This is a genomic window from Paenibacillus sp. (genome assembly GCF_035645235.1).
Classification (GTDB): domain Bacteria; phylum Bacillota; class Bacilli; order Paenibacillales; family YIM-B00363; genus Paenibacillus_AE.
This window is the reverse complement of sequence record NZ_DASQMZ010000121.1, coordinates 25565-45966: the sequence shown is the minus strand read 5'-3', so window position 1 is coordinate 45966 and position 20402 is coordinate 25565. Positions and strand designations below refer to the sequence as shown.

Genomic DNA, 20402 nt, shown 5'->3' with positions numbered 1-20402 from the left:
AATGCCTTCGCTGCTTGCGTTGAATGCGTCGCTGTTTGTGTTTTCGGGGTTTATGACCCTTTGCATCTTTAACAGAGTCATCGCGCCGAACGTGCGGCGGGGCTGGTATTTGGCGATCGTCGCGCTGATCGGCGGCTTGAACTTACTGCTGTCGTTCTTCGTGCCGATCGGGTTCCACGGAGCGGACGGCGCGCTCACGGTTACATACCCTTGGTTTGCGACGGCGGATGCGCTCCGGCTGCAGTTCGGGTTCATCGAGCGCGTATTGTTTATGTTCTTGCTTCTCTATCTCCTGATCAGCGTCGTGGCGATTATCGTCTATTGGCATATAGGCCTCGAAATTTGGAAGTCGCTGCTGCCGCGGCGCATCCGTTCGGCTTGGATTCGTATGCTGTTTCCTTACGGTATCGTAGGGGGACTTGCCTTCGGTTCCATCTATATCGACTTGAATTACGGGTTGGAATTTCTCCGGCACATCGCTCGCGTCTGGATGACGATCCAGCTGCCGAATACGGTCCTCGTGCTCGGCGTCGTCGCCTTCGCGGCGTACCGGGCCGTTCGCAAGGAGGGGAAAGCGGGATGAACAGCCAGCGGATCGAGTTCTTCCTGCGCGCCGCCATCGTTCTTAGCTTGCTGTTGTTCGCCGGGGGCGGCTTTAACGGCTATAAAGATATCGATAAGCGGTTTTTCGTCGTCTCGATGGGCGTGGACGAAGGAAAGAACGGCATGCCGTTCGAGGTCACGCTGAAGCTGGCCATTCCGCAGCCGGATCCGAAAGCGGGCAAAAACGACTTTCTGTTGCTGACGCGGGAAGCGCACACGATCGGCGCGGCCGTCGCGTTCATGAAGTCCCAGGTGGACAAAGAATTCGACTTCGGGCATATGAAGCTCGTCGTCATCGGCGATTCGCTCGCGAAGCGAGATTGGATGGAAACGATGGATTGGTTTTTCCGTCGCCGCGACATTCAGAAGGTCGCCTTCGTCGCCGTCGGTCGGCCGGATGCGAAGACGATATTGCAGGTAAAGCCCATGTTCGAAAACTTGCCCTCCAACGCCTACTTTCTGGCGTTCGGCGACGAAGGGACGGAGTCGCCTTACGTCGTAACCGAATATTTATTCGATTTGTTACGTAGATTTCAAGAAAGAGGCATCGACCCCGTCGTACCGATTATAGAACCGTTTAAGGAACAATTCGAAATCCAGAAAGCTTACGTGACGGCGCGGGCCGGAACGAAGCTGCAGCTCGACCTGAAGGAGACAGGGCTGTACAGCATCTTGCTGCAGCGCACCGCCCGCGCGACGCTCAGCACCCTTCGGGGCGATGACAGTTTTTCCGTGACGGCGGACGAAATCCGCGTCCGGTACGAGCTCAAAGACGATGCCGACAAACCGTACATCGCGATCCGAGGCGATATCGTCGGCGTGCTCGAGACGGTCGATCAATCCGTAGAGCCGAATGAGCTGGAGAGATACGAACGGGGGCTCGAGAAGCAGCTGAACGAAGATATGATCGCGTTCGTCCGCAAACTGCAGCGCGAACAGGTGGATCCGATCGGCTTCGGCCTTCGATACCGCGCGACGCATTGGAACAATGATACCGAATGGGAGGAATGGAAGGGTCTATATCCGAAACTGGACGTTCGATCCGACATTCGGGTCATCTTGGAGACGACGGGCGTTATCGAATAATGCCGTTTCCGTTGTCTGGCTGCGGACGTTGCCCTATAATGGGGAATGGTTACCAGAGGAGGCGGAGAGAGGCGTATGCGACGAGCCATCGTATTTACCGGCGGGGGGACGGCCGGCCATGTGACCGTCAATTTGGCGATCATGCCGTATTTCGTCCGGGAAGGCTGGGACGTTCATTATATCGGTTCGGAGCAAGGCATCGAACGGGAGCTGGTCGCCGGCGTTCCGCAGGCGACCTATCACGGCATCGCGACAGGGAAGCTGCGCCGGTATTTCGATTGGAATAACGCGAAGGATCCGTTCCGCGTGCTGAAGGGCGTCTGGCAGGCGTACCGGCTGCTCGGGGCGATCCGCCCGAGCGTCGTCTTCTCGAAGGGCGGCTTCGTCTCGGTGCCGGTCGTAGCGGCCGCCTGGCTGCATCGAATTCCGGCGATCATTCATGAATCCGACCTGACGCCGGGTCTTGCGAACAAGCTGGCGATGCCGCTGGCGACGAAAATTTGCACGACGTTCCCCGATACGACGGAGCAGCTGCCGAGCGCGAAGGCGCTCCATGTCGGCGCCGTCGTGCGCGAGGAGCTGTTCCGCGGAGAGGCGGTCCGCGGGCTTACGCTCTGCGGCTTCGTCCGCACGAAGCCGGTGCTGCTCGTCATGGGCGGCAGCCTCGGCTCCCAGCGCATCAACCGCGCCATTCGCGACCGGCTTCCGGCGTTGACGGAGACGTTCCAGATCGTCCATCTGTGCGGCAAGGGCAACGTGGACGAGACGTTATCGTCCCGCGCGTACCGCCAGTTCGAGTACGTAACCGACGAGCTGCCGGATTTATTGGCGGCCGCAGACGTCGTCGTCTCGCGCGCGGGCTCCAATTCGATCTTCGAGTTTTTGGCGCTGAAGAAGCCGATGCTGCTCATCCCGCTGTCGCTCGCCGCGAGCCGGGGCGATCAGATCGCCAACGCGGAGAGCTTCCGCGCCCGAGGCGTGGCGGAGGTGCTGCAGGAGGAAGCGCTGGACGGCGGCACGTTCCTCGAAGCCGTCCGCGCCCTCTATGAACGGCGCGATCAGTATATTTCCGCGATGGAACGCGAACCGAAGCGGGAGACGCTGCGGCACCTGATCGAGACGATTCAAGAGGCGGCGCGACGGTAAGCCGCCGCATCGCGCGGAGACGCCTTGCGTACGCGAAAAAACCTTCGCTTCCGAACGTGCGGACCGGTAAGGTCTGCCGAGCGGGGCGAAGGTTTTTTGTTGCGCGTCCAATGCGAGTGCGAATGCTAATGCGAATGCTAATGCGAATGCTAATGCGAATGCGAATGCGAATAATCCGTCTTCTCGACTTCGATTTTGTTGCCGACCGACTTCGCCCAGTCCAAAAACTCCTTGCCCCGTACGGCTTCCGCGCCGTCGCCGTTCTTTACGAACGTAAACTTCCCTTCGCGCTCGAGCCTTCGGATCGTATCGAAGCCGAGTCCCGTCATGCCCGCGAGCACGTCGACCGGGTACGTCGTGCCTTCGTCGAGCTCCTTCACCTTCATCTCGTACATGAACGTGTTCATCGCGGTTACGCTCCTTCCCGTTTCTCGAACGTCTGGCAGTTGGTGTCTTGGCACTCGTTGCTGTTCCGTCCCGTTATTTCGATCGCCTTGGCGACGCACCGAAGCCCTTCGCCCCAGTACTCGCACGAAGACACCGTACAGGAGACGGATGGATGGACCTGGTACGCCGGATTGACGAGCCCCATCGCGGTGCCGGCCCAGTTCGTATTGTCCGCGGAGCCTAGGTAGTTCGCCAAGCTGCTGGCATGGGCGAACGACTTGCACATCGTCTGCTCGACGATCAGCGACATGCGCGTCTCCTCTTCGTGCACGATATCGATGTTTTTCGCGCCGCACCGATCCCCATATAAGTAATGGGTGCACGTATCGACGACGCATTTGACCTCAGGCATTGCCAATTCACTCGCTTTCCGATGGATTATTTGCAAGTATTCCCCGATGGTGGATGGGTCATCCTAAGCGGAGAATGAAAGGACTGCCGCATGCAATCAGGGAAGGGAGCGAATCGGGCATGAGAGCAGAGCGATTGGCGAGGAACGTGTTTTGGAAAAGGCTTCTGATGGTTAACGTCGTCTTCATCGGGGAACCGGGCGCGGGCGACGGGGAATGGGCGCTCGTGGACGCGGGGCTGCCGTTGTCCGCCGACGCGATCGAACGGGAGGCGAAGCGCCTCGGCTACCGGGGCGCGCCGTGCGGCATCTTCATTACGCATGCCCACTTCGACCATGTCGGAGCGGTGCGGGAGCTGTCGCGGCGTTGGAGCGCGCCGGTGTATGCGCAGGAGCGCGAGCTGCCGCATCTGACCGGCCGTGCGGCGTATCCGACGCCGGACCCGAGCGTAGGCGGGGGGTGGATGAGCCGGCTGTCGATCCTGTATCCGACGAAGGCGATCGACCTCGGCGAGGCTGCCCGCGCGTTGCCGGCGGACGGTACGGTGCCGGGGCTGCCGGACTGGCGGTGGATCGCGACGCCGGGCCACACCGACGGGCACCTGTCGCTGTTTCGCGAGTCGGACCGAACGCTGATCGGAGGGGATGCGTTCGCGACGGTGCAGCAGGAGTCGCTCGGCGCCGTGCTGACGCAGCGAAGCGCCGTGCACGGGCCGCCCGCGTACCTGACGACCGACTGGGAAGCGGCGTACCGCTCGACGCTCGCGATCCGGGACCTGCGGCCGCATGCGGCCGTGCCGGGCCACGGCTTGCCGATCGTCGGGGAATTCGACTGCGGGGCGTATTTCGAGCTCTTGTGCGATCATTTCCACGACATCGCTGTGCCGAAGCAAAGTAAATTTCTATAAGTAGGGACGAAGCGCCTCGATCGGGAGGCGGACGGGCGCACGCGGCAGCTTCGTAAGCGAGAAGGCGTCGATCAAGTCGACGGGGCGAAGCGGCTCGGGCCGGTCGATCAGGCCCGCGCTCCACGCGAGGGCGCCGACGAGCGCCTCCGCGGGCATGCCGCCTTCCCGCAGCGCGGCCGCGGCGAGCGACTTCTGCCGCTTGGAGAGCCGTTCCCCGGTATCGTCGCAGAGCAGCGGCACGTGTGCGAACGAAGGGGGCGTTCGGCCGAGCGCCTCGTACAGCCAGAGCTGTCGCGGCGTCGAATCGAGCAGGTCGGCGCCGCGGAGGACATGGGTCACGCCCATGTCCGCGTCGTCCGCGACGACGGCGAGCTGATACGCGAAGATGCCGTCGGCGCGCCGGACGACGAAGTCCCCGCCGGCGCCGGGGGGATACACGACGCGCCCGTACACGCCGTCGTCGAAGGCGACGGCGCGGTCCGACGGCACGCGGAAGCGGAGCGCCGGGGACTTCGCGCGCGCTTTCTCCGCCCGCTCGGCGTCCGTCAGCGCGCGGCACGTGCCCGGATAGGCCGGTCCTTCCGAGGCGAGCCCGTGCGGGGCGCTAGCGACGGAAAGCAGCTCCGCGCGGCTGCAGTAGCATGGATATAACCGGCCGTCCTGGCGAAGCTTCGTCAGCGCCGCCTCGTAGCGTTCGAGACGTTCGCTCTGCGCGTACGGGGCGCTGGGGCCGCCGACGTCGGGACCTTCGTCCCAATCGAGGCCGAACCAGCGCAAGTCGGTAAGGATCAGCTCCGCCCATTCGGGGCGGGAGCGCGGCTTGTCGATGTCTTCCATGCGGAGCAGGAACGTTCCGCCGGCGCTCCGGATTTGCAGCCAAGCCAGCAAGGCCGCGTATAAATTCCCGAGGTGAAGCCGCCCCGAGGGCGTAGGCGCGTACCGGCCGCGAACGGGGGCGGACGGGGACGCGGGGGCGCGCCGCCCGTCTTCGGGCAGAGTTTCTTCTGTCGTGCGCACGCTCGGCGCCTCCCTTCGGACATAAAAAACAATCCCGGCACGGTTGTGACGAGATTGATCGAGGTTATGTATGGCGGAGCTGACGGGATTCGAACCCGCGGTCTCCTGCGTGACAGGCAGGCATGTTAGGCCTCTACACCACAGCTCCAAGAACACAAGCCGTATCATACCACGCGGAGACGCTTGTCCGCAACTTTTTATTTCTCCCGGTAATATTTCCAGGTCGTCAGCAGCGTCTTATGCCCCGCGAGCGCCTTCAGCCGTTCCACCGTCGCGCCGCTCTCCGCGTGCCTGCGGCAAAACGTATTGCGCAGCATCTGGCTCGTAATCGGCGTTCCGATGCGGTCGCTGTACGTCTCGACGACGAACTGCACCGCGCGGGTTTGCATCCGGCCGGATCGCTCCGTCACGAACAACGCGTCGCTCGACGCATGCGCTTCCTTCGCCGACGCGCGGCGCAGCCGCAGCCAAGCGCGCAGCTTCTCCGCCGCGAACGGGGGAAGCGGGACGGAGCGGATGCGTTCTCCTCGGTCGTACACGTGGAGCGTATCGCCTTCGATCGCATCGATCGGCAGCTCGGGGATTTCGTCCACCTTGACGCCGCCGTACAGCATGGCGCACAGGAGCGCCGTGTTGCGTACCCGCTGGAACTCGGTCGTCTCGCGTTCGACCGCGGCGAGCAGCGCCGCTTCCTCGGCCGCCGTCAGCCACCGCGGCGTTTCCTCTTTCTTCCCTTGGGGGAGCCGAAGCCGCTTCGCGAAGTTTTCCCCCGCGAGCCCGTTCGCCTGCGCCCACTTGAAGAACGTACTGAGCGTGGATACCGATTTGTTGACGGTCGCGGGCTTCGCGCCTCGGGCCGCAAGCGCGTCGCGGTATTCGGCGAACGTCTGCTGGGACAGCTCGGAGAGGCCCGCGTTGCGAACGGAGCACCAGCCCAGAAACCCTTCGGCTTCGTGCAAGTAGGCGCGGATGGTCGCCGGCTCTTTATGCTGCGACTCGAGATACTGCTTATAACCGTCTAGGATCGTGTTCATGCGCGCGTTAGTCTCCTTCGGATGAAACCCTGGCATTCATTATAGAAAACGAACGGTTCCGTTCGCAAATCGCGCCCTTCCCAACCCGCCGGGATTCGTGTATGGTAATGGTCGTGAGGTTGGTTACGTGCGAGGTGCGAATCATGAAGGAACGTCTGCCGATCGAAGCGGCATTGCCCGAATTAATGCGAACGCTGGCCGCGGCGTCGAACGCGGTCGTTACGGCGCCGCCGGGCGCCGGCAAGACGACGATGGTGCCGCTCGCGCTCATGGACGAGCCGTGGGCGCGGGACGGGCGCATCGTCATGCTCGAGCCACGGCGCATCGCCGCGCGCGGCGCGGCGCGGCGGATGGCGTCGATGCTCGGCGAACGCGCGGGCGAGACGGTCGGCTACCGAACGAAGGGCGACACGCGAATCGGCGCGCGCACGCGCGTCGAAGTCGTGACCGAGGGCGTGCTCACGCGCATGCTGCAGGCGGACCCGACGCTTGAAGGCATCGCGGCGGTGCTGTTCGACGAATTCCACGAGCGCAGCGTGCACGCCGACTTGGGGCTCGCGCTGACGCTGCAAGCGCAAGCGCTGTTCCGCGGCGAGCTGCGCATCGTCGTCATGTCGGCGACGATCGAAGCGGAGGGCGTCGCGGCGCTGCTCGGCGGCGCCCGCATCGTCCGGAGCGAGGGTAGGATGTTTCCGGTGGACACCCGGTACGCCGCGCGTCCGAGCGCGGAGCCGGTATGGCGCCGGGCGGCGATCGCCGTTCGGGAGGCGCTGCGCGCCCATCCGGACGGCGATGCGCTCGTGTTTTTGCCGGGCGGCGGCGAAATACGCCGGACCGCGGCGGAGCTCGCGAGGCTCGGCGTGCCGGAGGGCGTGCGCGTGGCGCCGCTGTACGGGGCGTTGTCGGCCGAAGAGCAGGACGCGGCCGTAGCGCCGGCGAAGCCGGGCGAGCGCAAGGTCGTCCTCGCGACGAGCATCGCCGAGACGAGCCTTACGGTCGAAGGGGTGCGCATCGTCGTCGACGGGGGACTCAGCCGCGTCCCGCGGTATTCGCCGCGGAACGGACTGACCGCGCTCGAGACGGTCGCGGTGACGGCGGCGTCCGCCGATCAGCGGCGCGGCCGCGCGGGTCGCGTCGCGCCCGGCGTCTGCTATCGCCTATGGACGGAGGAGGAGCATCGGCGGCTGGCGCCGTTCGGCGAGCCGGAGCTGCTTTCGAGCGACCTGACGCCGCTGGCGCTCGAGCTGTCGCTCTGGGGCGCCCGCGACCCGTCCGAGCTCGCGTGGCTCGATCCGCCGCCCGAAGGGGCGTACAAGCAAGCGGTCGAACTGCTGCAGCGGCTCGGCGCGCTCGACGAGCGCGGCGTAGCGACGGCGTTCGGACGCCGCATGGCGGAGCTCGGCATGCATCCGCGGCTTGCGCATATGACGCTTCGCGCGATGGATGACGGCCGGGGCGATCTCGCCTGCGAGCTGGCGACGCTGCTCGAGGAGCGCGAAGGCGGGACGGCCGTCGACATGCGGGAGCGCGTCGAGGCGCTGCGCCGCGGCGCGGCGCCGGAGGCGGCGCGGCTGCGGGACGAAGCCTCCCGTCGCATGCGGGACGCAGGCATCGTTCGGGCGCGGCCGACGCCGATCGACGCCTGCGGCGAGCTGCTCGCGCTCGCGTTCCCGGACCGGGTCGCCATGCGCCGGCCGAACGGCAAGTACGCGCTGACCGGCGGGCGCGGCGCGGAATTCGCGGGCGATACGGCGCTGTCGCGCGAGCCGTTCCTCGCGATCGCGGAGCTGGACGGGGCGGGCGTCGACAGCCGCATCCGCTCGGCGGCCCCGCTGGCCGAGGCGGCGCTCAGGCGCATATTTGCATCGGCGATTCACACCGTGGACGACGTCTATTGGGACGCCGCGTCCGCCTCCGTGCGAGGCCGAAGGCGGACGACGCTCGGGGCGCTGACGCTCGAGGAGACGCCGCTCGCTTCGCCGGACCCCGAGCGCGTGCGAGCCGCCTTGCTTGAAGGCGTCGCGGAAGCGGGCTTGTCGGCGCTGCCGTGGACGAAGGCTGCCGAGCAGCTGCGGGGGCGGCTGCTGTTCCTGCGCCGGCATGCGGGAGACGAGTGGCCGGACGTCTCGGACGAGGCGCTGCTCGAATCGCTTCCGGAGTGGCTCGGGCCGTACGTCGGCGGCATGCGCTCGAAGGCGGATTTAGGGCGCCTGAAGCTCGCCGACGTGCTGGAGGCGCGGCTCGCCTGGGAGCAGCGGCGGCGGCTCGACGAATGGGCGCCCACGCATCTGACGGTGCCGAGCGGCTCGCGCCTCGCGGTCGATTACACGGATCCCGACGCGCCGGCGCTGTCGGCGAAGCTGCAGGAGCTGTTCGGCTGGGCGGAGACGCCGCGCATCGCCGGGGGACGCGTGAGCGTGACGATTCAAATCCTGTCGCCCGCGCAGCGCCCCGTGCAAATTACGCGGGATCTGGCGAACTTCTGGCGGGAGACGTATTTCGAAATTAAGAAAGATTTGAAGGGGCGGTACCCGAAGCACTATTGGCCGGACGATCCGACGGAAGCCGTCGCGACGCGCGGGGTCCGCCCTCGGACGGCGCCGAAATAAGCCCGGGGACAGGCGCCGCTATGTCCCCGTCAGGCGATTGCGTAAAGGAGAGATTGATGACATGGCGGAATCCACCGTGTTCGACGAGCTCGGCGGCGAAGCGACCGTCTCGCGGCTCGTCGACGCGTTCTACGACCGGGTCGTACGGGACGAGAAGCTGTCGCCCCTCTTCGCTGGCCGCGATATTGAGGAGGTAAAGCGCAAGCAGGCGATGTTTTTGACGCAATTCTTAGGCGGCCCCCCGAAATATTCGGAGGAATTCGGGCACCCGATGCTGCGGGCGCGGCATATGCCGTTCCCGATTACGACGGCGCATGCCGAGGCGTGGCTCGCCTGCATGGCGGGCGCGATGGACGAGATCGGCCTCGCCGGCGGCGCGCGCGAGTTTTTATTCGCGCGGCTGACCCAGACCGCACATCATATGGTGAATACCGCGGACGACTCCCTCGATCGATGAGGAGGGTCGTTTTCTTTGTCGTGCGAGGAAAACGTTCGTCGTTCCTCGAACCGCTCTTTCGGTTCGCGAACGTTTGGCGTTCGCCTCCTCACTTATGGTATAACAAAGGAAGGAGGCGAAGCGCTTATGAATCCGCAATTCGAAACGTATTTACATAACTACGTCCGCTTGGGCGTTCGGGTCGGCGTCAACCTGCAGCCCGGCCAATCGCTCGTCATTCAGGCGCCGACGACGGCGCTCGAGCTCGTCCGGCTCGCCGCGAAGGAAGCGTACGCCGCCGGCGCGCGATACGTGCACGTCGAGTGGAACGACGATCCGCTCACGCGCATCCGTTACGAGATGGCTCCGGAGGAATCGTTCGGAGACGGACCGGCGCTTCGGGCGCACAATTACGACCGGCTGATCGAGCGGGACGCAGCGTTCCTGTCGCTCGTCTCCGCGAATCCGGATCTGTTGACCGGCATCGACCCGGACCGGGTCCAACGCGCCACGAAGGCGATGCGCAGCGCGATGAGCAACTTCTACGACGGCGTCCGCACCGACAAATTCAGCTGGAGCATCCTTGCGGTCCCTTCGGAAGTATGGGCCGACAAGATGTTCGGGCACGAGCCGGCGGAGAAGCGCATGGGTCTGCTTTGGGACGCGATTTTCCAAGCGACGCGCGCGGACCGGGACGATCCCGTCGGCGCCTGGACGGCGCACTTGAAGCAGCTGCAGGAGAAGAGCGATTACTTGAACGGAAAACGATACCGCGCCCTGCACTACGTCGCGCCGGGCACCGATCTCGTCGTCGAGCTGGCGGACGACCATCTGTGGGTCGCCGGCGACAGCATCAACGAGAAGGGCACGATGTTCGTCGCCAATATGCCGACGGAGGAAGTGTTCACGGCGCCGAAGAAAGACGGCGTGAACGGCACCGTGCGCAGCACGAAGCCCCTCAACTACGCGGGTACGCTCATCGAGGACTTCGCGTTCACGTTCAAGGACGGCAAAATCGTCGACTTCGCGGCGGCCAAGGGCGGGGAGACGCTGCAGCGGCTGCTCGATACGGACGAAGGAGCCCGCTATCTCGGCGAAGCCGCGCTCGTGCCGCATCGGTCCCCGATCTCGGATACCGGCCTTATCTTCTACAACACCCTGTTCGACGAGAACGCTTCGAATCATCTTGCCATCGGCAGCGCGTACGCCTTCTCCGTCGAAGGCGGCAAGTCGATGACGAAGGAGCAGCTGGCGGCGAAAGGGCTGAACGACAGCCTCACGCACGTCGACTTCATGATCGGCTCTGCCGACATGAGCATCGACGGCATCGCGGCGGACGGCTCCCGCGAGCCGATCTTCCGCGGCGGCAACTGGGCGATCTAACAAATAAGGCTGGCTTTCAGGGAGACATCCCCGAAAGCCAGCCTTCGTGCTTATCCGCGCAATATTTCTTCGATCCGCTGCAGCTCCTCGTCGGCGAAGTCCAAGTTCGCGAGCGCCGCGACGTTCTCCTCGATCTGGCTCGGCCGGCTCGCGCCGATCAGGGCGGACGTCACCTTGCCGCCGCGCAGCACCCAAGCGAGCGCCAGCTGCGCGAGCGACTGGCCGCGCGCGGCCGCGACGTCGTTCAGTTGCCGCACCTTCGCGAGCTTCTCCGCCGTGACGTCCTTCGCGTTGAGGAACGGGGACGTCGGCTTGGCCGCCCGCGAATCGTCCGGGATGCCGCCGGTGAGGTACTTGTTCGTCAGCAGCCCCTGCGCGAGCGGCGTGAAGGCGATGCTGCCTACGCCGTTGTCCGCCAGCACGTCCTGCAAGCCGTCTTCGATCCAGCGGTTAAACATCGAATAGGACGGCTGGTGAATGAGGAGCGGCGTACCGAGCGACCGCAAGATGCGAATCGCCTCCGCCGTCTGCTCGGCGCTGTAATTCGATATGCCGACGTACAGCGCCTTGCCTTGCCGCACGACGAGATCAAGCGCAGCCATCGTCTCCTCGAGCGGCGTCTCCGGGTCCGGGCGGTGCGAATAAAAAATATCGACGTAATCGAGCTTCATCCGCTTCAGGCTTTGATCGAGGCTCGAGACGAGATTTTTCTTCGAGCCCCATTCGCCGTACGGGCCGGGCCACATGTAGTAGCCGGCTTTCGTCGAGACGATCAGCTCGTCCCGATACGGCGCGAGGTCGGTCGCGATCAGCTTGCCGAACAGCTCCTCTGCGGAGCCTGGCGGCGGTCCGTAATTGTTCGCCAGATCGAAGTGGGTGATGCCGAGGTCGAACGCCGTCCGCACCATGGCGCGCCCGTTCTCGAACGGATCGACGCCCCCGAAATTATGCCACAGCCCGAGCGAGACGGCGGGCAGCTTCAGGCCCGACCGGCCGCAGCGCCGATACGCCATCGTATCGTAGCGCGACGCGTTCGCGGAATAATGCATGGTTATGACTCCTTCCATCATCGGAATCGCGGTTCCCATTCATTATAATGAAAACGATTCCGCGAACGCAAAGCCGCGGTTCGGCGATTCGATTTCGCATCCGGCTTCCGCTATAATGAACGGGAACGGCTTCAACATTCTTACAGCAACGGACAGGTGACCCGATGAGCAAATGGAAATGGATTCCCGTCGCGCTCGTCTCCGCGCTCGCGGGCGGCTCGATCGCTTACACGTACGCAGGTCTGGAGCGAAGCGAGCTTTCGAAGCTCGAACGCGCGATGGACATGATCGAGACCGGTTATCTCGAGCCGGTCGATCGAACGAAATTGATCGACGGCGCGATCGACGGCATGCTAAAATCTTTAGAAGATCCCTATACGACGTATATGAATCAAGAGGAAGCGGAAGCGTTTTACCAGAGCATCAACGCTTCCTTCGAGGGCATCGGCGCGACGATGGAGGAGATCGACGGCCGCATCGTCGTCGTGGCGCCGATCAAGGGCTCGCCGGCGGAGGCGGCCGGCGTGAAGCCGGGCGACCAGGTCGTGAAGGTCGGCGAGAAGAGCCTGGAAGGCCTGAAGGTGCACGAAGCGGTGCTGCTCATTCGCGGGAAGAAGGGGACGACCGCGGAGTTAACGATTTTGCGAGACGGCCGGGAGATCAAGTTAAGCATCGTCAGGGATACGATTCCGCTCCAGACCGTGTACGCCGAGCTGCGCGAGGACGGCGTCGGCGTCATTCGCATCGCTTCGTTCGCCGAGAAGACGGCCGCCGAGTTCGAGACCGAGGCGAAGCGGCTGCTCGCCGAAGGGATGAAGGCGCTCGTCATCGACATGCGGCAAAATCCCGGCGGCGTGACGGATGCGGCGCAGGCGATCGCCGAGACGCTCGTGGAGGACGGAAAGCCGATCGTCCAGTTCAAGCGGCGAGGCGTTCCGGTCGACATCGTCCGCTCCGACTTTCGCGACATCGGCATCGCCGGACTGCCCGTCGCCGCCGTCATCGACGGCGGCAGCGCGAGCGCCGCCGAGATCGTCGCCGGGGCGCTGCAGCAGTCCGCCGGCGTGCCGCTCGTCGGCGAGAAGACGTTCGGCAAGGGAACGGCGCAGTTGAGTCAACCGTTCCGCGACGGCTCCAGCATGAAGATGACGGTCGCGGAGTGGCTCACGCCGAACGGCGATTCGATCCAAGATCGAGGCCTCGCGCCCGACCATGAGGTCAAGCTGCCCCCGTACGCCGCCTTGCCGCTCGTCAGCGACGAATTGGTGATGAAGGAAAACGAATTTTCCGACGACATCCGCGCGGTACAGACGATGCTAAAGTCCCAAGGCTTCGATCCCGGCCGCGAGGACGGCTTCTTCGACGCGAAGACAGCGGACGCGGTACGCCGCTACCAAGCTTCGAAGCAGCTCGAGCGAACCGGCGTCGTGACGGGGGAGACGACGCGCGCGCTGATCGCCGACGTGCGCGAGACGATCCGCGCGAACGATACGCAGCTCGAGGCGGCGGCCGCGCTCGTGAAGGAACGACTGAGGCAATAACCACTTACATAGATAAGGGAGAGTAGAACACAATGCCAGCTTTGGACATGCCGCTAGCGAAACTGAAAGAATACCGAGGAAGCAGCCCGAAACCAGACGACTTCGACGCGTATTGGGCGGAAGCGCTTCGCGAGCTGGACGCGACGGACCCAAAGGCGAAGGCGACGCCGAGCGCGTTCCAAGCGCCGAACGCGGAGTGCTTCGACTTGACGTTCACGGGCGTCCGCGGCGCCCGCATCTACGCGAAGTATTTGCGGCCGAAGGGCGTCTCGGGGCCGCATCCGGCGGTGCTCTTCTTCCATGGCTACAGCGGCCATTCCGGCGATTGGTGGGATAAGCTCGCATATGTGAATCTGGGCTTTTCGGTGTTCGCGCTCGATTGCCGCGGCCAAGGCGGAAAGTCGGAGGACGTCGGAGGGGTAAAGGGGAATACGCTCCGGGGTCATTTCATCCGCGGCCTCGATTCGGGTCCGAACGACCTGTTGATGCGCCATATCTTCCTCGACACGGCCCAGCTCGCACGCGTCGCGATGGCGATGCCGGAGGTGGACGCGGCGCGCGTCGGCGTGCACGGCGGCTCGCAGGGCGGTGCGCTCGCCCTCGTCTGCGCGGCGCTCGAGCCGCGGGTGCGGCGCTGCTCCTCCGTCTTCCCGTTCCTCTCCGATTACCGCCGCGTTTGGGAGATGGACCTGGCTAAGGACGCATACGAGGAACTGCGGACGTATTTCCGCATGTTCGACCCGCTGCATGAGCGGGAGGACGACATTTTCCGAACCCTAGGGTATATCGACGTGCAATATTTGGCCGAGCGCATCGAGGCCGAGGTGCTGATGGGCATCAGCTTGATGGACAACATCTGCCCGCCGTCGACGCAGTTCGCGGCGTACAACCGCATCTCCTCGCCGAAGCGCCACGTCATCTATCCCGACTTCGGTCATGAAGGGCTGCCGGGCTTTAACGACGAAACGTATTTGTTCTTATCCAAGTTATAGCATCCGTACGGCGGCATAATTCCTCTGCGAATGACCGACCTTATTCATGAGGTGGTGTCGATGAACAGAGCGATTATTACCGGGCTGAGCAGCATCGCTGCCGCCCAAACGCTGAAGCTGCCGCTCGAATACTGGTCGAAAGGCGAGTGGAAGTGGTCGACGTTGTTCCGCACCGGCGGCATGCCGAGCTCGCATTCCGCCGGCGTCTCTTCGCTGGCGACGTATATCGCCTTGAAGAAAGGCGTATCGGCCGTCGACTTCGCGATCAGCGCGTTATTCGGACTTATTGTGATGTACGACGCAATGGGCATTCGGCGCCATGCCGGCGAGATGGCGGTCGAGCTGAACGAGCTCGACGCCCGAGTCGAGAAGCTCGCGGACCATCATCCCGGGACGTACCACCGGGAGAAGCGGGCGGAGCTGAAGGAAGAGCTTGGCCATATGCCGCGGGAGGTCGTCGCGGGGGCGCTGCTCGGCGTCGCGGCCGGGGCGCTCAGTTATGCGCTGGAGCAGCGGAAGTAGCTGCCCGAATAAGTTGTGCCCCAGCAAGCCCCCGGAGCGGGTCGACCGCCCCGGGGGCTTGTTCGCGTTCGCCGTCCCGATATTCCCTGCCGCCGCGTTCATGGTATAGTGGAAGGAATAGGGAAGGAGGAAAACGCAATGGCTTATCGCTTCTGGGAAGAAGAGCGCATCTCGCTTCGGGCGCCGAAGCCGTCGGACGCGGCGCTGTTTCGGGCATTCGACGACGAGGTGTCCCGCAATTTGGACGGCGTGTACCCGCCGATAACGGACGCGAAGTTTCAAAGCTGGTTCGAGCAGCAGCAGAAGGCGAGGTTCGACGATTCGATCCGCCTGATCGCCGACGACGCGGAAGGCCGGCCGGTCGGCACGATCGATACGTTCCAATGCAATTGGCGGCAAGGCACGTTCAAATACGGCATCGCGGTAGCCTCGGAGCATCAGGCCTCGGAGGGCGCTGTATGAGCGCACGGGACGCCGCGCGCGTCGGTATTAGGCTGCTAGCGCTCTTCGTCGCGGTGCGGAGCCTCGATGCTTGGGGGCAGCTGCTTGCGCTGGCGTTGCCGGGCTTGCCGTGGGAGCAGATCGACAGAACGTCGGTCGCGCTCGCCGCGGCGATCCCCGGCGCGGCGCAGGGCATCATCGCCCTCGCGCTGTGGACGTTCGCCGGCTGGCTCGCCGCTCGGGTCGCCGGGCGACGCGACGAGCCGGGCCGGACGGCAGCGGAGCAAGCGCCGGAAACCTGGGCTTGGGCGTCCGCCGCGATCGCCGCAGCCGGTCTCGTCGTCGCCGCGACCGCCGTTCCGGGACTCGCCGGCGCTGTTTACCTGCTCTCGAGAGCGTCGGAGCCCGGCTTCCCGATCAATCCGTTCGAGCTTGAACGCGCTCGCGCCGAGCTCATCGCCGATGTCGTCCGGCTGCTCGTCGGCGCCTGTCTCGCCTTCGGCGCCGCGCCGGCGGCGAAGGTCCTCGGCAAGCTTCGAGTCGGCGTCTTCCGATAGGGCTTCGTCGCCACGCGGAAAGACTTCTGTTTGCAGAGGTCTTTCTTTTTTGTATAGTAGAGGGAGCATTTTTATAGAGATAGGGAGGGATCCCTCTGGAGACGGGGACGAAAGCGCGGTCGGTCGGCATCGACGCGGGGGGCACGCTGATTAAGATCGCATACGAGCGGACGGACGGGACCGTCGGCTTTCATAAATTCGCTGCGGCGGCGATGGAGGAAGCGGCGGCTTGGGTCGCCGCGCGGATCGACGCCGCGACCCGGCTCGCGCTGACCGGCGGGCGGGCCGCCCGGCTCCGCGGCTTGCTCGGCCGAGACGCGAACCATCTCGTCGAATTCGAAGCGACGTGCAACGGCGTAAGGTGGCTGCTGCGGCGACAGGGCGCCGAACGGCATTCGTTTCTGCTGACGAACGTCGGCACCGGGACGTCGATCCACTGCGTCGACGGCGCATCCCATTATCGCGTCGGCGGCACCGGCGTCGGCGGGGGGACCTTGCTCGGGCTGGCGGCGATGACGACGGGGGTCACGGCATTCGACGACGTCGTACGACTCGCTTCCCAGGGCGACCGCGGCGACATCGATTTGCTCGTCACCCACATTTACGAAGGCGCCACGCCGCCGATTCCCGGCGAGTTGACGGCCAGCAACTTCGGCCGCTGGCTGCAAACCGGGGGCAGCGACCGGAAGGAAGACGTGCTCGCGTCCGTCGTCGGACTCGTCGGAGAGACGGTCGCGACCGTCAGCGTGCATGCGGCGGGGCAATGCGGCGCGTCGAGCGTCGTCTATATCGGCTCTTCGTTCATCCGCAACGACCTGCTTCGCAAAGTAGTCGCGGGATATACCGAGCTGCGCGGCTCGCAGGCGGTCATGGTGCCGGACGGCGAATACAGCGGGGCGGTAGGGGCTTTATTGTCGATCGTGGACAAGCTTTGAAAATCGCTGAAACTTTTTCTGAAAATAGGATTGACACCTGACGGCGGATCGAATATAGTTACTCAAGGGAAAACATTCCCAACCAAATTTTACCGAGAGGGGTGATGGAACATGTTTACGATCGCAACGACGACGACAGCCGCAACATCGAACAGAACGTCTTTGCTACGCTCGGTTCCGTCATGCCCGGGAGCGCGCCGCTGATTCGACTCAGCACGCACTCGGTAACGTATGACCGGTAACTCAGCCACGGCGGACGACGTTCGCCGTGGCTTTTTTACGTCCAAATTCGAAGGGAGCGATTATCAAAGTATGCGATCACACAAGGCAAACAACGCAGTCGACCCATTGTCCCCATCCCGAAAGATTGTTAAGCACTCCAATAAAACAAGAAAACGAAGGTGAATGTTCACATGGAACTCATGAGCTACGTCGCGGAATATAAAGCCGCAGAACAGCATGCATATTTGGAAGAAAAAGCGCGTCTCGCGCGTCTCGCGAAGACGGACGCGGCGCGTCGGTCGAAGCAGCGGTCGTTCGCGATCACGCTGTGGAACATCGAAGTGACGATCCGTACCGTCCGTAAAACCGCGAAAGCATAAAACAGACAAAAAAGCGCCGGCGCGCCCGGGAACCGAACGGTTCCCCGGGGCGCCGGTTTCCTTTTCAAGACGAAGCCGGGCTCCTTATGGTAAAATGGCGCTGAAGTCTATCTGCCGATTTCTATGAATTAGTTAATGGGGCTTTCTATTAATATCATTAATAATTAACGAGGTGATTTTTTGTGGCGAAACGGATCGGCATCTTCGGCATCGTGATTTCCTTCGTGTTCTATGGGCTCTTATTCGTCGTCCCGTTCCTGCCGTTCGCGACAGCGACGAAAGCCGGCATCGCGACCGGGCTCGTCGTCGCCGGGGAGATAACGTTCTGGGGAGGCGGCTTGCTGCTCGGGCGGGAAGCGGTCAAGAAGTACCGCCAATATATGAATCCGGCGTATTGGTTCGGCCGGAACGCGCGGGACCGAAAGGAACGGGGGGAGGAGACGTGATCCGAGACGCGACGACGGCGGACGTGCCGGGCATCCTTGCCATTTATAACGATGCGATTCTCCATACGACGGCCGTTTACGATTATGAGCCGCATGCTTTGGAAGCGAGGCAGGCTTGGTTCGCGCAGAAGGTCGAGGCTGGGTTTCCGGTACTCGTGTACGAGTCGGAAGGCCGGGTCGCGGGCTTCGCCTCGTTCGGTCCGTTCCGCGCTTGGGCCGCTTACCGCTATACGGTCGAGCATTCGGTGTACGTGCATCCGGCGTTCCGGGGCCGCGGCATCGGGTTCTCCTTGCTTCGGCGCATCGTGGACGTCGCCGCCGAGCGGGAATACAAAGTGATCGTCGGCGGCATCGACTCGGCGAACGAGCAAAGCATCCGATTGCATGAGAAGCTCGGCTTCGAACGGGTCGGCACGATCGAGAAGGCAGGGTACAAGTTCGGACGATGGCTCGATTTGGCGTTTTATCGGTTGGAGCTGCACGGCCCTCGCCGGCCATAACGCGAGGGAGCGCGAAGTATAGAGAAAATGGGAGCGGATGAGATGATTAAACTGGCGGCTTTCGACGTAGACGGAACGTTGCGGGACCGTAGCTTTCTGCCCGAATCGACGAAGGAGGCGCTGCGGCTGCTTCGCGAGAAGGGGGTGGCGCTTGCGATCTGTACCGGCCGCAGCGAATACGAGCTTGCGCCGCTGCGCGAAGAGCTCGGCATTGACTGGGCGGTGACATGCAACGGCGCGCACGTCGGGTATCAAGGGCGGACGGTCGTCGGCAACCCGTTCCCGGCGGCTCTCGTGCGGGGGTGGCTCGAACACGCCGAGCGCGCGGGGCACGAGCTGTTGTTATACGGCGCGGAGAAGATGTTCCTCAATCGGCACGACGCGCCGCGCTTCCTTCGGGCGCGGGAAGAGATCGGGTTTATGGAGCCCGCGGTCGTCCGTCCCGGCGATTGGGATCGATTGCCGCACATCTATCAAGCGATCGTCTTTTGCGAGGAGGCGGAGCAAGCCGGTTATACGTCGTTGTCGGAAGAAGCGCTGTATACCCATCGCTGGCGGACCTGGGCGGTAGACTTGAACCCGGCGGGCATGAATAAAGCGGTCGGCCTGCGGCGGCTCTTGGAGCATCTGGGGCTGAAGCCGGACGAGGCGGCCGCGTTCGGCGACGGGCTGAACGATATGGAAATGATGCAGCTCGTCGGGCATGCGGTCGTGATGGGCAACGGGTGCGACGAGCTGAAGGCCGTCGCGACGTTCGTGACGAAGCCGCTGCGCGACGACGGCGTCGCGCACGCGGTTCGGCATTTGGAAACGACCGGCGCGATCCGTTGAACGGAGGGACGCGGGCATGAGGAACGCATACAACGACATTGGGGAGGCTCGCGTCGCCATAGTGACCGGCGCCTCCTCCGGCTTCGGGATGCTTACGGCCGTCGAGCTCGCGAAGGACGGGTACGTCGTCGTCGCGGCGATGCGCGACCCCGAACGGCGGGGCGCGGCGCTTCGGGAAGCGGCGGACCGCGCCTTCGTCGCCGGACGGGTGATTCCGACTCGGCTCGACGTTACCGATTGCGTCCGGATCGAGGAGGTCGTCGCGGATACGGCGGCTCGGTACGGACGAATCGATGTGCTCGTCAATAACGCGGGCTACGCGCAAGGCGGCTTCGCGGAAGACGTGCCGCTGGCGCAGGTGCGCGCGCAATTCGAGACGAACGTCTTCGGGGCGATCGCGATGATGAAGGCGGTCGCGCCGCACATGCGGGCGCGGGGGAGCGGAAACATCGTCAATATGAGCAGCGTCAGCGGACGGCTCGGGATGCCCGGCTTCGCGCCGTATGCCGCTTCCAAATTCGCATTGGAAGGGTTTAGCGAAGCGCTGCGGCTCGAGCTTCGACCGTTCGGCGTGTTCGTCGTTCTGGTCGAACCGGGTTCGTACCGAACGAATATATGGGAGAAGGGGTTCGCGGCGATGGCGGGCGACGAACATTCCCCGTACGCCGACGCGCTCGGCCGCGTCCGCTCGATGGCGGAGTCGTCCGCAAGGAACGGGGGCGATCCGATGGATGTCGCCCGGCTCGTCGTTCGCATCGCGAACGCGCGGGCGCCGAGACTGCGGTACGTGCTCCCGCTCGGGGCGGTCGGCATGGTCGCGTTGCGCTCCTTGCTGCCGTGGTCGTGGTACGAAGCGGCGGTCTTCCGGCTGCTATCGATACTCAGGTAGACTAGTTGATTTCCTAGGGTTTCCGAAATTTGGTTGATATGAGAAAATATCTTCAGGAAACGATCGCGGTTCCGATGCG

At 63.9% G+C, this 20402-nt stretch carries 24 protein-coding genes and 1 tRNA gene; 19 read left to right on the top strand and 6 right to left on the bottom strand.

Features of this window, described 5'->3' with window-relative positions; genetic code table 11:
• The 3 genes from VEZ38_RS11505 to VEZ38_RS11495 form a co-directional block, all read left to right on the top strand.
• The coding region (locus VEZ38_RS11505; RefSeq protein ID WP_324893502.1) for a GerAB/ArcD/ProY family transporter at nt 1-583 on the top strand (583 nt) is incomplete at its 5' end.
• The gene (locus VEZ38_RS11500; RefSeq protein WP_324893501.1) at nt 580-1689 is read left to right on the top strand and encodes a Ger(x)C family spore germination protein; all 1110 of its coding nucleotides are present in this window, start codon (nt 580-582) and stop codon (nt 1687-1689) included. The genes VEZ38_RS11505 and VEZ38_RS11500, both read left to right, overlap by 4 nt.
• Before the next feature lie 75 nt (nt 1690-1764).
• Entirely contained in the window at nt 1765-2835 is a 1071-nt protein-coding gene (locus VEZ38_RS11495; protein WP_324893500.1) for an undecaprenyldiphospho-muramoylpentapeptide beta-N-acetylglucosaminyltransferase, read from the top strand.
• A 149-nt stretch (nt 2836-2984) separates the two neighbouring features.
• Here the strand turns inward: VEZ38_RS11495 and VEZ38_RS11490 are convergent, their stop codons facing one another.
• Nucleotides 2985-3242, bottom strand: coding sequence for a hypothetical protein (locus tag VEZ38_RS11490; RefSeq protein ID WP_324893499.1), 258 nt, complete (start codon nt 3240-3242; stop codon nt 2985-2987).
• Between the two features lie 5 nt (nt 3243-3247).
• On the bottom strand, nt 3248-3634 hold the full coding sequence (locus VEZ38_RS11485) for a DUF1540 domain-containing protein (RefSeq protein WP_324893498.1): 387 nt from the start codon (nt 3632-3634) through the stop codon (nt 3248-3250).
• Between the two features lie 119 nt (nt 3635-3753).
• Between VEZ38_RS11485 and VEZ38_RS11480 the strand changes: the two genes are divergently transcribed.
• Nucleotides 3754-4539 (top strand): MBL fold metallo-hydrolase, encoded by a 786-nt coding sequence (locus VEZ38_RS11480; RefSeq protein ID WP_324893497.1) that lies wholly within the window; start codon nt 3754-3756, stop codon nt 4537-4539.
• On the opposite strand, the gene gluQRS is transcribed toward VEZ38_RS11480, so the two are convergent.
• The 3 genes from gluQRS to VEZ38_RS11465 all read right to left on the bottom strand — a co-directional run bounded on the left by gluQRS (nt 4534) and on the right by VEZ38_RS11465 (nt 6590).
• On the bottom strand, nt 4534-5535 hold the full coding sequence (gluQRS, locus tag VEZ38_RS11475) for a tRNA glutamyl-Q(34) synthetase GluQRS (RefSeq protein ID WP_324893505.1): 1002 nt from the start codon (nt 5533-5535) through the stop codon (nt 4534-4536). The two genes, VEZ38_RS11480 and gluQRS, sit on opposite strands and share 6 nt — an antisense overlap.
• Before the next feature lie 92 nt (nt 5536-5627).
• Nucleotides 5628-5704 (bottom strand) — tRNA-Asp (locus VEZ38_RS11470).
• Between the two features lie 49 nt (nt 5705-5753).
• Nucleotides 5754-6590 (bottom strand): tyrosine-type recombinase/integrase, encoded by an 837-nt coding sequence (locus VEZ38_RS11465; protein WP_324893496.1) that lies wholly within the window; start codon nt 6588-6590, stop codon nt 5754-5756.
• Between the two features lie 143 nt (nt 6591-6733).
• On the opposite strand from VEZ38_RS11465, the gene hrpB reads away from it, so the two are divergent.
• The 3 genes from hrpB (at nt 6734) to VEZ38_RS11450 (ending at nt 11018) form a co-directional block, all read left to right on the top strand.
• Nucleotides 6734-9199: an ATP-dependent helicase HrpB gene (hrpB, locus tag VEZ38_RS11460; protein ID WP_324893495.1), complete on the top strand. Its 2466-nt coding sequence runs from the start codon at nt 6734-6736 to the stop codon at nt 9197-9199.
• Nucleotides 9200-9260: 61 nt separating this feature from the next.
• Nucleotides 9261-9656 (top strand): globin, encoded by a 396-nt coding sequence (locus VEZ38_RS11455; RefSeq protein ID WP_324893494.1) that lies wholly within the window; start codon nt 9261-9263, stop codon nt 9654-9656.
• Nucleotides 9657-9782: 126 nt separating this feature from the next.
• The gene (locus VEZ38_RS11450) at nt 9783-11018 is read left to right on the top strand and encodes an aminopeptidase (RefSeq protein ID WP_324893493.1); all 1236 of its coding nucleotides are present in this window, start codon (nt 9783-9785) and stop codon (nt 11016-11018) included.
• Between the two features lie 50 nt (nt 11019-11068).
• Here the strand turns inward: VEZ38_RS11450 and mgrA are convergent, their stop codons facing one another.
• Entirely contained in the window at nt 11069-12067 is a 999-nt protein-coding gene (gene mgrA, locus VEZ38_RS11445; protein WP_324893492.1) for an L-glyceraldehyde 3-phosphate reductase, read from the bottom strand.
• 164 nt (nt 12068-12231) lie between these two features.
• Between mgrA and VEZ38_RS11440 the strand changes: the two genes are divergently transcribed.
• The 12 genes from VEZ38_RS11440 to VEZ38_RS11385 all read left to right on the top strand — a co-directional run bounded on the left by VEZ38_RS11440 (nt 12232) and on the right by VEZ38_RS11385 (nt 20323).
• Nucleotides 12232-13608 (top strand): S41 family peptidase, encoded by a 1377-nt coding sequence (locus VEZ38_RS11440; RefSeq protein ID WP_324893491.1) that lies wholly within the window; start codon nt 12232-12234, stop codon nt 13606-13608.
• A 32-nt stretch (nt 13609-13640) separates the two neighbouring features.
• Nucleotides 13641-14600: an acetylxylan esterase gene (locus tag VEZ38_RS11435; protein WP_324893490.1), complete on the top strand. Its 960-nt coding sequence runs from the start codon at nt 13641-13643 to the stop codon at nt 14598-14600.
• Nucleotides 14601-14660: 60 nt separating this feature from the next.
• On the top strand, nt 14661-15122 hold the full coding sequence (locus VEZ38_RS11430; protein WP_324893489.1) for a divergent PAP2 family protein: 462 nt from the start codon (nt 14661-14663) through the stop codon (nt 15120-15122).
• 138 nt (nt 15123-15260) lie between these two features.
• Nucleotides 15261-15584, top strand: a complete 324-nt coding sequence (locus VEZ38_RS11425; RefSeq protein ID WP_324893488.1) for a GNAT family N-acetyltransferase — start codon at nt 15261-15263, stop codon at nt 15582-15584.
• Nucleotides 15581-16120, top strand: coding sequence for a hypothetical protein (locus VEZ38_RS11420; RefSeq protein WP_324893487.1), 540 nt, complete (start codon nt 15581-15583; stop codon nt 16118-16120). Before VEZ38_RS11425 ends, VEZ38_RS11420 begins: the two co-directional genes overlap by 4 nt.
• Before the next feature lie 89 nt (nt 16121-16209).
• Nucleotides 16210-17055, top strand: a complete 846-nt coding sequence (gene coaW, locus VEZ38_RS11415) for a type II pantothenate kinase (protein WP_324893504.1) — start codon at nt 16210-16212, stop codon at nt 17053-17055.
• A gap of 104 nt (nt 17056-17159) precedes the next feature.
• Entirely contained in the window at nt 17160-17297 is a 138-nt protein-coding gene (locus VEZ38_RS11410; protein WP_324893486.1) for a hypothetical protein, read from the top strand.
• Nucleotides 17298-17468: 171 nt separating this feature from the next.
• A complete protein-coding gene (locus tag VEZ38_RS11405; protein ID WP_324893485.1) occupies nt 17469-17657 on the top strand; it encodes a hypothetical protein in 189 nt (62 codons plus the stop codon).
• Between the two features lie 182 nt (nt 17658-17839).
• A complete protein-coding gene (locus tag VEZ38_RS11400) occupies nt 17840-18103 on the top strand; it encodes a transporter suffix domain-containing protein (protein ID WP_324893484.1) in 264 nt (87 codons plus the stop codon).
• Nucleotides 18100-18603, top strand: a complete 504-nt coding sequence (locus tag VEZ38_RS11395) for a GNAT family N-acetyltransferase (protein ID WP_324893483.1) — start codon at nt 18100-18102, stop codon at nt 18601-18603. Before VEZ38_RS11400 ends, VEZ38_RS11395 begins: the two co-directional genes overlap by 4 nt.
• 42 nt (nt 18604-18645) lie before the next feature.
• Nucleotides 18646-19434, top strand: a complete 789-nt coding sequence (locus VEZ38_RS11390; protein WP_324893482.1) for a Cof-type HAD-IIB family hydrolase — start codon at nt 18646-18648, stop codon at nt 19432-19434.
• Nucleotides 19435-19450: 16 nt separating this feature from the next.
• Complete coding sequence (locus tag VEZ38_RS11385) at nt 19451-20323, top strand: SDR family oxidoreductase (protein ID WP_324893481.1); 873 nt, start codon at nt 19451-19453, stop codon at nt 20321-20323.
• The last annotated feature ends 79 nt before the right edge of the window (nt 20324-20402 follow it).

Excerpts from the sequence above, each read along its gene's own strand:
- VEZ38_RS11405 (WP_324893485.1), top strand. The coding sequence starts at position 17,469 with ATGGAACTCATGAGCTACGTCGCGGAATATAAAGCCGCAGAACAGCAT.
- VEZ38_RS11435 (WP_324893490.1), top strand. The coding sequence starts at position 13,641 with ATGCCAGCTTTGGACATGCCGCTAGCGAAACTGAAAGAATACCGAGGA.
- VEZ38_RS11465 (WP_324893496.1), bottom strand. The coding sequence starts at position 6,590 with ATGAACACGATCCTAGACGGTTATAAGCAGTATCTCGAGTCGCAGCAT.
- VEZ38_RS11490 (WP_324893499.1), bottom strand. The coding sequence starts at position 3,242 with ATGAACACGTTCATGTACGAGATGAAGGTGAAGGAGCTCGACGAAGGC.
- VEZ38_RS11410 (WP_324893486.1), top strand. The coding sequence starts at position 17,160 with ATGGAACATGTTTACGATCGCAACGACGACGACAGCCGCAACATCGAA.
- VEZ38_RS11390 (WP_324893482.1), top strand. The coding sequence starts at position 18,646 with ATGATTAAACTGGCGGCTTTCGACGTAGACGGAACGTTGCGGGACCGT.
- VEZ38_RS11385 (WP_324893481.1), top strand. The coding sequence starts at position 19,451 with ATGAGGAACGCATACAACGACATTGGGGAGGCTCGCGTCGCCATAGTG.
- VEZ38_RS11485 (WP_324893498.1), bottom strand. The coding sequence starts at position 3,634 with ATGCCTGAGGTCAAATGCGTCGTCGATACGTGCACCCATTACTTATAT.
- VEZ38_RS11480 (WP_324893497.1), top strand. The coding sequence starts at position 3,754 with ATGAGAGCAGAGCGATTGGCGAGGAACGTGTTTTGGAAAAGGCTTCTG.
- mgrA (WP_324893492.1), bottom strand. The coding sequence starts at position 12,067 with ATGCATTATTCCGCGAACGCGTCGCGCTACGATACGATGGCGTATCGG.
- VEZ38_RS11430 (WP_324893489.1), top strand. The coding sequence starts at position 14,661 with ATGAACAGAGCGATTATTACCGGGCTGAGCAGCATCGCTGCCGCCCAA.
- VEZ38_RS11420 (WP_324893487.1), top strand. The coding sequence starts at position 15,581 with ATGAGCGCACGGGACGCCGCGCGCGTCGGTATTAGGCTGCTAGCGCTC.
- VEZ38_RS11455 (WP_324893494.1), top strand. The coding sequence starts at position 9,261 with ATGGCGGAATCCACCGTGTTCGACGAGCTCGGCGGCGAAGCGACCGTC.
- VEZ38_RS11440 (WP_324893491.1), top strand. The coding sequence starts at position 12,232 with ATGAGCAAATGGAAATGGATTCCCGTCGCGCTCGTCTCCGCGCTCGCG.
- VEZ38_RS11425 (WP_324893488.1), top strand. The coding sequence starts at position 15,261 with ATGGCTTATCGCTTCTGGGAAGAAGAGCGCATCTCGCTTCGGGCGCCG.
- VEZ38_RS11495 (WP_324893500.1), top strand. The coding sequence starts at position 1,765 with ATGCGACGAGCCATCGTATTTACCGGCGGGGGGACGGCCGGCCATGTG.
- VEZ38_RS11450 (WP_324893493.1), top strand. The coding sequence starts at position 9,783 with ATGAATCCGCAATTCGAAACGTATTTACATAACTACGTCCGCTTGGGC.
- hrpB (WP_324893495.1), top strand. The coding sequence starts at position 6,734 with ATGAAGGAACGTCTGCCGATCGAAGCGGCATTGCCCGAATTAATGCGA.
- VEZ38_RS11500 (WP_324893501.1), top strand. The coding sequence starts at position 580 with ATGAACAGCCAGCGGATCGAGTTCTTCCTGCGCGCCGCCATCGTTCTT.